The organism is Pisciglobus halotolerans (genome assembly GCF_900113675.1).
Classification (GTDB): Bacteria; Bacillota; Bacilli; order Lactobacillales; family Carnobacteriaceae; genus Pisciglobus; species Pisciglobus halotolerans.
Genome location: NZ_FOQE01000020.1, coordinates 30,251 through 44,286 on the forward strand (window position 1 = coordinate 30,251; position 14,036 = coordinate 44,286).

12 protein-coding genes, 5 tRNA genes and 1 other RNA gene are annotated in these 14,036 nt (G+C 39.7%); 3 read left to right on the forward strand and 15 right to left on the reverse strand.

Going from position 1 to position 14,036, the window contains the following annotated elements; all coding sequences use genetic code 11:
• Positions 1–603: 603 nt before the first annotated feature.
• The 4 genes from recR to ffs all read right to left on the reverse strand — a co-directional run bounded on the left by recR (position 604) and on the right by ffs (position 4,033).
• Complete coding sequence (gene recR, locus BM057_RS07530; RefSeq protein WP_047391939.1) at positions 604–1,200, reverse strand: recombination mediator RecR; 597 nt, start codon at positions 1,198–1,200, stop codon at positions 604–606.
• A 216-nt stretch (positions 1,201–1,416) separates the two neighbouring features.
• Entirely contained in the window at positions 1,417–1,734 is a 318-nt protein-coding gene (locus BM057_RS07535; protein ID WP_047391938.1) for a YbaB/EbfC family nucleoid-associated protein, read from the reverse strand.
• Positions 1,735–1,788: 54 nt separating this feature from the next.
• Positions 1,789–3,624 carry a DNA polymerase III subunit gamma/tau gene (gene dnaX / locus BM057_RS07540; RefSeq protein WP_047391935.1) on the reverse strand — a complete coding sequence of 612 codons (1,836 nt, stop codon included), beginning with the start codon at positions 3,622–3,624 and terminating at the stop codon, positions 1,789–1,791.
• A 322-nt stretch (positions 3,625–3,946) separates the two neighbouring features.
• Positions 3,947–4,033, reverse strand: an RNA gene (ffs, locus tag BM057_RS07545) — signal recognition particle sRNA small type.
• Positions 4,034–4,513: 480 nt separating this feature from the next.
• Here ffs and BM057_RS07550 point away from each other — a divergent pair.
• Positions 4,514–5,851, forward strand: coding sequence for an Nramp family divalent metal transporter (locus tag BM057_RS07550; RefSeq protein WP_092092601.1), 1,338 nt, complete (start codon positions 4,514–4,516; stop codon positions 5,849–5,851).
• A gap of 176 nt (positions 5,852–6,027) precedes the next feature.
• Positions 6,028–6,843: a pyrroline-5-carboxylate reductase gene (proC, locus tag BM057_RS07555; RefSeq protein WP_092092604.1), complete on the forward strand. Its 816-nt coding sequence runs from the start codon at positions 6,028–6,030 to the stop codon at positions 6,841–6,843.
• 183 nt (positions 6,844–7,026) lie between these two features.
• On the opposite strand, the gene BM057_RS07560 is transcribed toward proC, so the two are convergent.
• From BM057_RS07560 to tadA, 3 genes are read right to left on the reverse strand one after another with little or no spacing between them, the layout of a single operon-like run.
• Entirely contained in the window at positions 7,027–7,299 is a 273-nt protein-coding gene (locus BM057_RS07560; protein ID WP_092092606.1) for a barstar family protein, read from the reverse strand.
• Positions 7,300–7,311: 12 nt separating this feature from the next.
• Positions 7,312–7,800 carry a ribonuclease domain-containing protein gene (locus tag BM057_RS07565; protein ID WP_047391925.1) on the reverse strand — a complete coding sequence of 163 codons (489 nt, stop codon included), beginning with the start codon at positions 7,798–7,800 and terminating at the stop codon, positions 7,312–7,314.
• The gene (tadA, locus tag BM057_RS07570) at positions 7,797–8,324 is read right to left on the reverse strand and encodes a tRNA adenosine(34) deaminase TadA (protein ID WP_047391923.1); all 528 of its coding nucleotides are present in this window, start codon (positions 8,322–8,324) and stop codon (positions 7,797–7,799) included. The genes BM057_RS07565 and tadA overlap by 4 nt, the downstream gene beginning before the upstream one ends.
• A gap of 145 nt (positions 8,325–8,469) precedes the next feature.
• On the opposite strand from tadA, the gene BM057_RS07575 reads away from it, so the two are divergent.
• Positions 8,470–9,330 (forward strand): helix-turn-helix domain-containing protein, encoded by an 861-nt coding sequence (locus BM057_RS07575; RefSeq protein ID WP_047391920.1) that lies wholly within the window; start codon positions 8,470–8,472, stop codon positions 9,328–9,330.
• A gap of 209 nt (positions 9,331–9,539) precedes the next feature.
• On the opposite strand, the gene BM057_RS07580 is transcribed toward BM057_RS07575, so the two are convergent.
• The 8 genes from BM057_RS07580 to BM057_RS07615 all read right to left on the reverse strand — a co-directional run bounded on the left by BM057_RS07580 (position 9,540) and on the right by BM057_RS07615 (position 14,027).
• On the reverse strand, positions 9,540–9,890 hold the full coding sequence (locus BM057_RS07580) for a YtxH domain-containing protein (RefSeq protein ID WP_047391917.1): 351 nt from the start codon (positions 9,888–9,890) through the stop codon (positions 9,540–9,542).
• Between the two features lie 126 nt (positions 9,891–10,016).
• Complete coding sequence (locus BM057_RS07585) at positions 10,017–12,515, reverse strand: ATP-dependent Clp protease ATP-binding subunit (protein ID WP_092092609.1); 2,499 nt, start codon at positions 12,513–12,515, stop codon at positions 10,017–10,019.
• 21 nt (positions 12,516–12,536) lie between these two features.
• Complete coding sequence (locus BM057_RS07590) at positions 12,537–13,001, reverse strand: CtsR family transcriptional regulator (protein ID WP_092092623.1); 465 nt, start codon at positions 12,999–13,001, stop codon at positions 12,537–12,539.
• Positions 13,002–13,546: 545 nt separating this feature from the next.
• Positions 13,547–13,620: transfer RNA gene (locus tag BM057_RS07595), tRNA-Pro, on the reverse strand.
• A 42-nt stretch (positions 13,621–13,662) separates the two neighbouring features.
• Positions 13,663–13,736 (reverse strand) — tRNA-Arg (locus BM057_RS07600).
• A gap of 20 nt (positions 13,737–13,756) precedes the next feature.
• A tRNA-Leu gene (locus BM057_RS07605) sits at positions 13,757–13,845 on the reverse strand.
• Positions 13,846–13,872: 27 nt separating this feature from the next.
• Positions 13,873–13,944 (reverse strand) — tRNA-Gly (locus tag BM057_RS07610).
• Positions 13,945–13,951: 7 nt separating this feature from the next.
• Positions 13,952–14,027 (reverse strand) — tRNA-Thr (locus BM057_RS07615).
• Positions 14,028–14,036 lie beyond the last annotated feature (9 nt).

Consider the following 14,036-nt stretch of genomic DNA (forward strand, 5'->3'; position numbering starts at 1 on the left):
TTGTTTCTATTATACTGTATCCTGCCCATTCAGTCTAATAGGATTTGAAAATCATCATCGGATTCTTTTCTTCAGACCCATCGCTTCGCTTTACTAACTGCATAACACAGCAATCTGATCTGCTGTGACGCTGCTTTTACATGTAACGAACTCTTAAGCGGTCAAAAAGTTAATCCTCTTGTTCCTCTTTTGGACTAAATGTAAATCTTTGGTTCTACAATATTTAACGTTGGTTTGTAAAAAATCAATTTTTTTAATGCTAAACTCGTTAGAATCCTATTTCTAGAAATTTCAGGAGGCGCATAGGGCCTACTGATAGCCATGAAAAAAGATGCAATGTGAATCACTTAGTGTTAGGCTTTAGCCGTTACACGAAGTTTGAAGCTTGCAAGCATTGAGACGCGATTTTCGGCTAAATGCGTTCTCATGGCTTTCCATCAGTAGCCCATCGACCGGAGGAAATTTCTTTATCAACGTTAAGTTAAAAGAGGAAGAACCAAATCTTTCAGTTGTACAACAAAAGGACAGTGAATAGAGTTCCGCAACTCCTCCATTCTCTGTCCCATATTTTTTACTGTCTTATTTAGGTTCTCTCTTTGACAATTAAATTTCTCGTCTGCCTTCGACGGCTTTGAGCAAAGTGATTTCATCCGCATACTCAATGTCGCTGCCGACAGAAAGTCCGTGAGCCAAACGAGTCACTTTGATACCGGCCGGCCTGATCAAACGGGATAAATACGTTGCCGTCGCTTCTCCTTCAGCTGATGCATTCGTCGCCAAGATAACTTCTTGCACTTCTTCCGATTGCAGCCGCTTCAGTAAAGAAGGAATATTGATGTCTTCTGGTCCTGTGCCTTCGATCGGTGACAAAATTCCATGCAGCACATGATACAACCCATGATATTCTCTGACCCTTTCTAGAGCCATCACATCCTTGACATCTTCTACAACTAAAATCGTGCTGCGATCACGATCCTTATCTCGACAAATATCACACGGATCGCTTTCAGTGATATTTCCGCAAATGGAACAATAATGCAAATCGCGCTTTGCGCTGATCAAGGATTTGGCAAAGTCGGTCACGTCCTCTTCATCCATATCAATGGTGAAGAAAGCTAAACGTGCAGCTGTCTTGGCTCCAATCCCCGGCAATTTCATATAGCTATCCATTAATTTAGATATTGGTTCAGGGTATTGCATGTCATTTTCCTTTCTTGAGTGACAGAATGCTTTTCACGTACTTTTTTCTTTAAAAAAATGAGATCCTGCAGCAGCATCTCATTTTCACTCTTTATTCGTAGTTTGTTTTAGCAAAACCTTCTTCTTCGCTTGAATGATCTGATCCAGATTTCTAGGCGAAGAAAAAAATTTGCTTACAGTGAATAGTTTTCTCCTGAGTCTTAAAAAGTGCTGCTTTTATAAACCAGGAATATTTAATCCATTTGTATATTTTCCCATCACTTTTTCTGATTCAGCTTCAACTTTTGCTAAAGCATCATTTGTTGCTAGTAAAATCAGGTCTTCCAGTATGCCGCTGTCTTCCGGATCCATTACTTCTGGTTTGATTGCAACGGCGGTCATTTTTTTATCACCGGTAAAGGTTACAGTCACCAAGTCACCATTAGCCGTACCTGTAAATTCTTTAGCATTTAGTTCTTGTTGTGCTTGTTCCATTTCTTTTTGCATTTTTTGTACTTTTTTCATCATACCTTGCATATTACCCATTCCACGCATGTATATCTTCCTCTCTCATTTTAAATGTTCCATTTTTTTGCTAAACCATGATTCTTAATCATTTTGTACTTCAACGATCTCTTTGCCAAATAGCTGAACCGCTTCTGTTACGATTGGATCTTCTTTCTGTTCCTCACCGGCTTCATCCACTGGGATCAGTTGGTTCAAACTCTCCCATCCTGCATCCGGTTCTGCTGACTCCAGCTGGGACGCGTTTGAAGAAGACGCTGTTTTTTGTGCTTCCTTAGGATGATCAGTTGATTCAGCTTTTGTTCTGGATTGGATCTCTTCCTTATGGTGCTTTAAATAGTCGCTCCTGATCATTGGCCATTGCTCAGCCGTAACCGTGATCATTTGAGGTGCATAGCCGATCAGCCGATTCAAATAACTGCCGATGGCTTGGACAAGGTTTTCGTCTGAAGCAGCTTTTTGACATAAAATATCATAATCAAAAGAAACGATCAAGCCTTCTGGACTAGCTGCGACAGGTGTGGAAGCTTTCATGACAGCCCGCTGTGTCACAGAAAGCATATCTAGCAAATCTGGCCATACATCACGCAACTGCAGCAAGTTTTGTTTGGTGGCTACACCCAGCACCTTGTAAATGGCTGACACATTTGGTTTAAATGCGCCATTTGCAGCTTTTTTAGGCGCTCTCTTCGCTGGTCTTGCGGCTGTTGTCTGCGACTGCTGTACACTAAGCGTCTGCAGTTGCTGTTTCAATGCCTGTAGTTCCGACTCTAGTTGCTGTACTTTTTGGCTGTCTGCAGCTTTTTCTTCAGTTGGAAGAGGTGAAGCAGTGTTTGCTTGCATTTGGGTTAATTTGACTGTTGCCACTTCCAAGTATACATCTGCATGGTTGGTCAGTTTCATTTCCCGCTGCGTTTCATTCAAAATCTTTATTGTTTCATACAAAGCTGTATTTGAGATCTCCTGGCTCATCGCAGTAAAGGTTTCATCAACGCGAGCCGTTTCCAAAATCTCAGATTTAGCTGGCGCTTGCTGATAGACCAACAGATCGCGGCTAAATAAAATCATATCTTCCACAAACCGTGCGGCATCTTTTCCTTCTGCCAATATCTCTTGCAATAAAGACAAGCCTTTTTCTGTGTCATGATGAAGAATAGCTGAAAAGTAATCAATCAGTTTTTCCTGTGTCAGACTTCCGGTTACACTTAATGCATTTTCAACCGTCACTGTATCCTCACCATAAGAAATCGCCTGATCCAAAATACTCAATGCATCTCGCATCCCGCCTTCTGCTGCACGTGCAACGATCTGCAAAGATTCTGGTTCAAAACGAATCTCTTCTTGTTCCAAGATATAAGTCATCCGCGCAATGATCGCTTGAAGCGAAATACGCTTAAAATCAAAGCGCTGTGTCCGTGAAATGATTGTCAACGGAATTTTATGCGGCTCAGTCGTTGCGAGAATAAAGATAACATTTTGAGGAGGTTCTTCAAGTGTTTTTAACAACGCATTGAAAGCTCCCGTCGATAACATATGCACTTCATCAATGATGTAGACTTTATAATCTGCAACAGTTGGTGCATATTTAGCTTTATCACGAATATCGCGAATCTCTTCGACCCCATTATTGCTGGCCGCATCGATCTCAATGACATCATTCAACTGACCTTTAGTGATTGCACGACAAGTTTCACAAGTATTGCATGGCTCGCCATCTTTCAAGTTAGGACAATTGATTGCTTTAGCAAATATTTTTGCTGCACTCGTTTTTCCGGTTCCCCTTGGTCCGGTAAAAAGATAAGCATGGCTTGTCTTTCCTTGAATCAAAGCATTCTTCAATGTTTGTGTAATGGCCTGCTGTCCTGCGATTTCATCAAAACGCTGCGGACGCCATACCCGATAAAGTGCTTGATAGCTCATCTTGATTCTTCCTTTCTTGTCGCTTTGATCCTGCCTTTTATTATACGTTAAATTCCTTTAAATTTAAACCTGACTTCAAACGTTCTCGCATAAAAATGGTTCTTCCTCTTTTAACGTTGGTAAAGAAATTTCCTACGGTCGATGGGCTACTGAAATTTCTATAAATAGGATTCTAACGAGCTTAGCATTAAAAAAATTGATTTTTTACAGACCAACGTTAAATAGTGTAGAACCATAAAAATCAGTTGGCTTTCTTCTGCAAATGTCTCAAAAAAGCACCAGCCTTCTAAAAGGTTGGTGCTTTCTAACGTTAACGTTTATTATGTACATACAACACATGATGGAGCATACTTAGTGCTGCTTCCTTCCAGACCTGACACGATTCATAAGTCCACCATTGTTGTACGGCCTTGCGGCACTTACTATTATAGCGCAGACCATGAAAAAAAGCCAGTCTTTTCCCGTTTTATTTGTAAAATCACACGCGATAATAGAGCATCACGCTTGTTAAACGACTTTATCTCACTATTTTTACCGCCATCATTTCTTTTGTGCATACTGTATTCAATATTTTTGCGCTCTGGGCTTTTTTTGTTTTATCTGATCATAAAGAATACAAAGGAAGAAGCAGTTTTTTATGATTTTAAGCGTGACTTAAAAATGTATTTAGACAGACAGAAAAGTCTTTTTATGATACACTGGGTATGAATCTATGAAGGTAGTCTACGAAGCCCAGTCTCGTATTCTACACTTTTCTAAACGATGCTCATCATGAGCTCATTTTTGCCGAAAGATTTCTACTTGATCGTTTCTATCTAAACGAAATATTTTCGACAGATCATCTATTCACTAAAAAAATCATTATTTCATTTGAAAAAGGAGAGATTATGTGAAAAAAGATCAGTCTAAAAAAGAAAAAAGTTGGATAAAAAAAGTTGAAAACATCAGCTTAGAAGAAGTCAACAGTTCAGTCAGCGTACCGCCTGAGAATGCGCCTTTTTTTAGAAAGTTGCTAGCATTTTTAGGACCTGGATCCCTTGTCGCTGTAGGGTACATCGATCCAGGAAACTGGGCAACCTCTATTGAAGGTGGATCTAAATTCGGCTATACCTTGCTGAGCGTGATCTTGATTTCAAGTTTGATCGCGATGCTGATGCAAGAAATGTCCGCACGTCTAGGGATCGCTACAGGTATGGACTTAGCACAAGCTACCAGTGCTTCTGTAGGAAAAAAGACATCGATTTTTCTATGGCTGCTGACTGAGTTAGCTATCATCGCTACTGATATCGCAGAAGTTATCGGTTCAGCCATTGCATTGAAATTGCTGTTCCATATTCCCATCCTTGTAGGGATCGTTATCACAACGGTTGACGTTTTGCTCCTGCTTTTACTGCAAAAACGTAGCTTCCGAATCATTGAAAGTATTGTTGGCGTATTGATGGTCACGATTTTCTTGATTTTTGCCTATGAAGTTGCCCTTTCTCATCCAGAGATGTCAGCTTTATTGGAAGGTTTCCTTCCCCATAAAGAGATCATTACAAACTCTGATATGCTTTACGTAGCATTAGGTATCATCGGGGCAACTGTTATGCCGCATAATTTGTATCTGCATTCTTCTATCGTTCAAACGAGAGCTTATAAACGAACAGAAAAAGGAAAAAAAGAAGCCATCACATTTGCCCGAATCGATTCTGTCATTTCCCTGACAGCTGCTTTTATCATCAACTCCATGATTTTGATCCTAGGAGCTGCTGCCTTTTATGGAGCAGGACAAGTCGTTAGCGAAATAGAAGATGCTTATACACTGTTAGCACCTGCTATCGGTGCTTCTCTTGCCAGTACCTTTTTTGCCGTTGCCTTATTAGCTTCAGGACAAAACTCAACGATCACTGGAACTTTAAGTGGGCAAATTGTTATGGAAGGTTTTATTCATCTTCGCATCAAGCCTTGGCTGCGCCGAGTGATCACCCGTCTGATAGCCGTGATTCCGGTCTTTGTCGTCACATGGCTGGTCGGCGAGAGCGGAACAGCAGAACTGCTGATCTTAAGCCAAGTTATTCTAAGTATGCAGCTTCCTTTCGCACTTGTTCCACTTGTTAAATTTACGAGCAATAAACAAAAAATGGGACAATTCGTCAATAAAAAATGGGTGACCGCTATTGCTTGGATCGCTACGATCGTTATTATCCTATTGAATCTTTACTTGATTTACTATACCTTAGCTTAGCAAAAACAGCTCAAAGAAGATGTCTTGATCTTTTTTGAGCTGTTTTTTTGTCTTATCTATCGATAGTGTTGAACCATTCCTGATCGTTTAGGCAAGTTACCTAACTGATTTGTTTTGCTCTTCTTTATGGTAAAATAAATGAGAACAAATCTGTAAAACAGAAAGAGGTTATTTCAATGAAAATAGGCTTCATCGGTATTGGCAACATGGCCAGTGCCATCATTAAAGGTCTGATCGCGTCCAAACAGGCATCACCTGAAGACATCTACCTAACCAACACGACGCCTTCTAAACTGGCAGCTTTTGTAGAAGAAACAGGCACTCAAGCTTGTCAAACAAATGAAGAACTAGTTGCAACAGTAGATATCGTTTTTGTTGCAACCAAACCAGCTGTCTTCCCTGAACTCCTTAAAGAACTGAGTGAGGCTTTTTCACAACATCAACCATTGCTTGTCTCTATTGCTGCCGGAATCTCTTTGCAACAGTTAACACAATATGTTAACTCAGATCAAGCACTCTCTATCATTAGAGTGATGCCCAATTTAAACACCCAAATTGGGGAAGGAATGGCAGCGATTTGCGGCAATGAACATACGACAGAAGAACAGATGCAGACGATCTCAACTATTTTTAATGCTGTCGGCAAGGCAATTCGCTTGCCAGAAAAAGATTTCAGCGTCTTTTCAGCCATCGCTGGATGCTCTCCAGCTTTTGCCTTCTTGTTTATTGATTCTCTCGCACGTGCTGCCGTCAAAAACGGCCTTTCTAAAAGCCAAGCTACTGAAATCGCTGCTCAAGCTGTTCTCGGCAGCGCCAAAATGATCTTGGACGGCAGCCACTCGCCAATGGATCTCATCGATCAAGTTTCTTCTCCAGGCGGGACAACAGTCGAAGGCGTGCTAGCGCTGTTCGACAACCATTTTGTATCTGCTGTTGTAAAAGCTGTTGATGCTGCTACTGAAAAAGACCAAAAAATGATGGCAGACAACTGATTTCCTAATGTAAAGACTCGTCTATGGATGAGTCTTTTTCTAACTGGTTGATTTATGATAAGGGTTTGAATAGTTAGCAACTTCAACTGATTTTTGTTTTATGAACACCGTTAACTTTTACAAATGAAAGCATTAAAAAAAGAGTTGGCATTTTTCCAACTCCTTTTCTTGTTTGTTATGATATTAGCCTTCTATAATGATGTGCAATGCTTGATTTTCCTTAGCTGCTGTTTTAAAAACGTTCAGCAATGCTTGACCGCCATTTCCTAGGTTTTCTTGCATTTCTGTTGTATGCACCAGAAGGATCTTTTTCTCAGAAAAGTCGCTAGTTAGACAATCATATAAAGCATCTAAGTTTTTTCCATAATAATCAGGCAAAAATAGTTTTTCTTTTAAATAAGTATGGAGCGTGTTCCTATCAGTCATTTCTCTTCCGTCTAGAAGAATTATTTTCATCTAATCATCCTCCTAATACAATCGTTCAAAGGTTTCATAATGATCATCTGTGTAAAAAATCAATCCATCATTGGAATAAATCAACCGCTTAGCTCCACGATAACCACCATCATAATCAATATCCGCTTCAGAATACGTTCTTCCTTTTTTCTCAGGAAGGAGGCCCTCAAAGTTTCCAAAGTGATCGCCGCCAATCGACATATGGTCCGTCACTTCCCATAAATTACCTTCAGCATTATCCCAGCCTCGTTGTTCAGCTTCCTTTTTCGTTAAGTAGTTAGGCGGCAACTCACCAAATTGATGAAGATACGCGGCAACGTCCTCCTTTGAACTATACGTCTTTCCTTTGACGACTGTCGTTTCTTCTTGCTGCATTGTTGTTTGTTCAGCTGCCTCATCTGTTCTCTGTTGATCAGGGGAGTCACTTAACAGTTGACCGCCGCCAAATAAGATCACCAGCAAGGCTGCAATACTATAGATCCATTGTTTTGTTTGCTTCACGCTTCTCTTTCTCCTTTTTCTTTCAGCAAAGCTTGTCGTATTTTTTTTGCTTCTTTATTTCTCTTACGCAATGTCCTAAAAAAGTTTGTCAGTAAAGCTGCACATTCTTCTTCTAAAACTCCTTTTTCCACTTCGACTTGATGATTGAAACGTTTATCAGCCAATAGGTTCATTAGAGTTCCGGCTGTTCCGCCTTTAGGATCAGGCGCGCCATAATAAACTTTTTTGATTCGAGATAGAATCATGGCACCGCTGCACATGGGACAAGGTTCTAACGTGACAAATAAATCTGCTTCTTCGATGCGCCAGTTTTCTAGATATTGATTGGCTTCGCGAATCGCCATCATCTCAGCATGCGTTGTAGCATCATGTGTTTCTTCTCTTCTATTATGCCCGCGACCAATGATTTCTCCATTTAAAACGATGACTGCACCGATCGGCACTTCCATTTTTGCTGCTGCTTTTTGGGCTTCTTTGATCGCTTCTCGCATAAAATATTCTTTTTCCATTTTCGTTAATGCCATCTTGTACTTCCTTTTCTTTTTTCTTTTCCTTATCATATCACAATCTACTTTTCTCCTATACATCCATGAAAAGAATGTTAAAATAAAAGTGAATGAAGCCACCACTTTCGTATGAGAAAGGAATATCAACAAAGGAGTCAAATCATTGAACTTTCATCAATTAAAACGCATTTATCCTGAAGCATTCTTAAGTGAGCAGCCTTCTTCAGATCAAGAGTGGGTCTCATTTCCTTTTCAGCAGCAGTGGATCCAGCTAAAAAAAGAGCAACGAACAGCTTCTGAATTAGCCTTACTAGAACTTTCTCTTGCTGCTGCAGAACCCAAAAAAGAACATAGGTACTCTAAATGGTATGCTTTTCTGTTTGAACAAGCATCCGCAGTTCCAACAACAGCGGCTGTCTGTCGTGTGATTCAATTTGAATTATTAAAAAAAGATCGCAATTTCGATGATGATCTTTGGCTGCAATCTTTTAAAAGCTTATTCGATAATGTCTTAGAAGCCTTTTTTCTCAATGATCATCAAGGGATCCTGATTCAAGATCACCAAAAAGAACAATGGGGTTTGGAAGAAATCACAGGAATCCTGCATACACTAGATGATGACTTTTCCGTCCGCTCCGCTTGTTATGTAGGCCAATATTGGTCTGTTGCTTCAACTCTGCCTGAAGTCTTCCACGAAGAACAGCGTATTTTTGCAAAAGAAAAAAATAAAGGCAAAACGGTGGTCACTTTATCCACAGCTGGGTTGAGCTATTATATACAAGATACGTTAACAGCCAGTCCTTTGATGCAACAGTTAAAGCAGCAGCTGCTCTCTGATCCTGAAACCAAAGAAGTGATCGAAGCAATGTGGCAAAGCCAAGGCAATATCAGCTTAGCGGCCAAATCACTCTTTATTCATCGGAATACTTTACAGTACCGCATCGATCGTCTGCAAGAAACTAGTCAACTATCTTTGCGTAACTTAGATGACCTGCTGCTGTGTTACTTGTTAACGTTAGAATGACCATGATGCCAAACAAAAGAATTTACAGTATTTAACATTGATCAGTAAAAAATCATTTTTTTAATGCTAACCCCTTAAAATCCTATTTCTTTACTAACGTTAGAAGAGGAAGAACCAAATAAAAAAGATTGCCCCGTTCCCAGAATAACGATTAAAAAGCAGCAGTACCTTCACCCATCGATGAAGGTACTGCTGCTTTTTTTAATATGTTATTTCTTTACTTTTTTGACAACATCTTCTGTTTTATCTGACAGCAAATCTTTAAATTCCATCGTTGCATCTTTTAACTGATCCGTATAGCTGCCAACTTGTCCGCGAAGGTCAGTTACTTTGTCAACTACATTTAATAAGTTTGTTACTTCGTCGTCAGAAAGTTTTTCTACTACACTCATTGCTTTTTCGTTTCCGCGCAATTTATCTTTTACAAAATGTTTTGCACGTTTACGATTGATCATTTTCTCCATTTTTTCAACAGCTTTGTCTGAAGAAAACAAACAAGCTGCTCCGATAACCGCTGCAGCACCTACACCCACAAGAATATTTCTAGTTGTGTTATTCATATAGATCCCTTTCCTTTCCCTGTCATTTCTATATCTTTATCATAACAAAAACCATTAAAAAAAACGAACGATAAGCGTCCAATGTAAAAATAAATCATCAGACGTTTATCGTTCTCAATGAAAACTTCACACTTTTTCTACAGCTGAAGACGTTTCATCTTTCTTATTCTTTCTTTTTGGTTCTTTTACAGTAAACCGAATCTCGCCTTTATTTGCTCCGATCGTTACACTATCGCCAATTTTCAGACGGCCGCTTAACAATTCTTCGCTCAGCTGATCTTCGATTTTTTTCTGAATAGCCCGATGCAATGGGCGTGCGCCATATTCAGGATCATATCCTTCTTTAGCGATCACATCGATTGCAGCCGGCGTTACTTTAGCTTCAATATCCATTTCTTCCAAACGCTTGATGATCGACTTAGACAACAATTTGACGATTTGGTTTAATTCTTCTCTTTCTAGTGAATGGAAGACGATTGTTTCATCGATTCGGTTGATGAATTCAGGACGGAACGTATTCTTGAGTTCTTCCAAAATACGTTTCTCCATTTGCTTATAATCTTGTTTTTGATCCGTTAAGCTGAAACCAACCGCTTTTTCGTCTCTCAATGCTGTTGCGCCTAAGTTGGAAGTCATGATCAAAACAGTATTCTTAAAGTCCACTTTACGTCCTTTTCCGTCTGTCAAATGTCCATCGTCTAACACTTGCAGTAAAATATTAAAGACATCTGGGTGAGCTTTTTCTACTTCATCCAGCAAGATGACAGAGTAAGGCTTTTGTCGAACTTTTTCTGTTAATTGGCCGCCTTCATCATATCCTACATATCCTGGAGGAGAACCAATCAAACGACTTGTACTGTATTTTTCCATGAATTCAGACATATCGACACGAATCAACGCATCTTCACTGCCAAACATCGCTTCACTCAGCGTTTTAGCTAGTTCTGTTTTTCCTACACCTGTTGGGCCTAAGAACATAAAAGAGCCTATCGGACGATTCGGATCTTTCAATCCGCTTCTTGCACGGCGAATAGCACGTGATACAGCCTCGACTGCTTTATCTTGCCCAATCACTCTTTCATGAAGAATTTGTTCTAGTTTCATTAGGCGATCTGATTCTTTTTGTTCCATTTGTTGAACAGGAATACTTGTCCATAATGCTACAACTTCTGCAATGTCTTTTTCAGTTACTTGCAAAGCAGCAGCTGGATCTTGCTTTTCTTGTTTTTTCAATAATGCAGCTATTTTCTTTTGTTGCTGCATCTCTCTTTTACGGATCTGACCCGCTTTTTCAAAATTTTGTCCTTGAATTGCTTCTTCTTTTTCCCTAACAAGACGATCATATTCCTCCATAGCCGCTGCTACTGGAGTTGGTTTATCCGCCATATCGATCCGAACCTTTGAAGCCGATTCGTCGATCAAATCAATGGCCTTATCTGGCAATTGTCTAAATGGAATATAACGAGAAGACAATTGAACAGCTGCGCGTACTGCTTCGTCTGTAATTTTCACGCCATGGTGCTCCTCATAACGCGAACGCAATCCATATAAGATTTCTTCTGTTTCATCTGGAGAAGGAGGATCGATTTGAATCGGTGCAAAACGACGTTCCAAAGCAGCATCTTTTTCAATGTGTTTTTGATATTCATCTAAAGTAGTCGCACCGATCGTTTGCAATTCACCGCGAGCCAGCGCTGGTTTTAAAATATTTGATGCGTCGATTGCTCCTTCAGCTCCGCCAGCACCGATCAACGTATGCAGCTCATCAATAAATAAGATTACTTCTCCATCTTGGTAAATCTCTTCAATAATTTTCTTCATCCGCTCTTCAAATTCACCACGGTACTTGGTTCCAGCAACAAGTGAACCCATATCCAGCATCATCAGCCGTTTTTGTGAAAGGGTAGCAGGAACTTCGCCTTTGATGATTTTTTGAGCCAAGCCTTCTGCGATTGCTGTTTTCCCAACACCTGGTTCGCCGACCAAGACGGGATTGTTTTTAGTACGTCGACTTAAAATTTGAATGATCCGCTGGACTTCTTTTTGACGGCCGATCACTGGATCCATTTTTTCTTCACGTGCCTGTGCCGTCAAATCTCTAGCAAGCGCATCTAAAGTAGGTGTTCCCACCACTTGTCTAGCAGATTGTCTTTGACGTCTAGCTTTAGTATTTTTCATTTCACTTTGGCCGATTTTTTTCAACACAACTTGTCTTACTTTGTTTATACTGATATCTAAATTTGCCAAAATCTTAGAAGACAAAATATCCTCTTCTCTTAAGATCCCCAGCAATAAATGTTCAGTTCCTACCGTTTTAGAACCCATTCGCTTCGCTTCATCTGTAGCAAAGGTGATAGCTTGTTTTGCACGAGGAGAATAAGGCAGAGTTGTGAAACGATTCAAATTTGTCATCGTTCCATATCCAGTAAAAGCTTCTATTTCCTCTCGAATATCCATTTCTGTAACAGAAAATTGTCGTAAAGTTTTTCCAGCAACACCTTCTTCTTCTTTTACAAGTCCTAGAAGGAGATGCTCCGTTCCCACTGCATGGTGGCGGAAACGTTTAGCTTCTTCTTGTGTGATCATTAAAACGTTTCTTGCTTTTTCTGTAAATAATTCGTCCATTTTTTCGCCTCCATATAATGGCTATTTTTCATATCTCAAATGATTTAAATAAGTTTTTAAAATTCTCGCTCTCATCATTTTTTCCGTTCTTGCTTCTAACATTAAAATTGATTTGCTCATCGTGCTCATCATTAATACAGCTTCTCGTTTGGTTACAACTTCATCTTCATATAGTTTTTGGATAATAGAATCTGCATCCGTTTCAGAAATTTGATCTCCAACGATATCTATCATTGTATCTAACATTTCAGCTTCATCCAACAATTTCACCTTGATGATCCGGATATATCCACCGCCACCTCGTTTGCTTTCGACTAAATACCCTTTTTGAACTGTAAAACGTGTATTGATCACATAATTGATCTGCGAAGGAACACAATTGAATTGATCCGCCATTTCACTACGTCTGATTTCTACTTGATTAGTTTGACCTAACACTTTTTTCAAATAAGCTTCTATGATATCTGACATATTTTGATGATCCATGTGTCTATTGTTACTAAAAACAACTGCAACTTTGCCTAGTATCATAACTGTTTTCAGCATCTATTGCAATGGTGTTTTTTTAGTAACCCCCCTTTTCTTTCAAGCCTAACACAAGGCTACTGATAGATGTGCTATTCTTTTAGCACCGACTTTTTGCAGCAAAACTTTATTACCTTTTTTGTGGAGCTGACATTATCGAACAAACTACTCCTACAACATAAATGAATGAGTTACTATTCTACCAAAAACGAATAGAAAGCTCATTTACTGCGTTTACTGTAAATGAACCAATGCTTTTTTTTGACTAATCCTGACTATTATTATAATGGAAAAAGAGCTATTTTGGAAGTCTATCTCATTAAATGAGAAAAAAAGGTTCCTCATCTTCTAACATTGGTAAAGAAATGGGACTCGAACGGGTTTAGCATGAAAAAGAAAGGATTTTTCACTGATGAATGTTAAATATTGTAGCACCACAAAACTATTCTTTTCTTAAGAAAAACAAAAAAACCTAGAATACTTAGATTCCAGGTTTTTATTCTTTATCGGGAAGACAGGATTCGAACCTGCGACCCCTTGGTCCCAAACCAAGTGCTCTACCAAGCTGAGCTACTTCCCGTAACATAACAAAGCTTCTATCTTTTAGCGATCAAGATAAAGATGCACCCAGCAGGAGTCGAACCTGCAACCGCTTGATTCGTAGTCAAGTACTCTATCCAATTGAGCTATGGGTGCTTCATATTAAACTATATAAATGGTGCCGAGGGCCGGAATCGAACCGGCACGGTTATCACTAACCGCAGGATTTTAAGTCCTGTGCGTCTACCTGTTCCGCCACCCCGGCATTGAACAAGTTGTCTAGTTTACTAGAAGCGGAAGACGGGGTTCGAACCCGCGACCCCCACCTTGGCAAGGTGATGTTCTACCACTGAACTACTTCCGCATAAAAATGGTGCCGGCTAAAGGACTTGAACCCTCGACCCTCTGATTACAAATCAGATGCTCTACCAACTGAGCTAAGCCGGCTAATAAAAT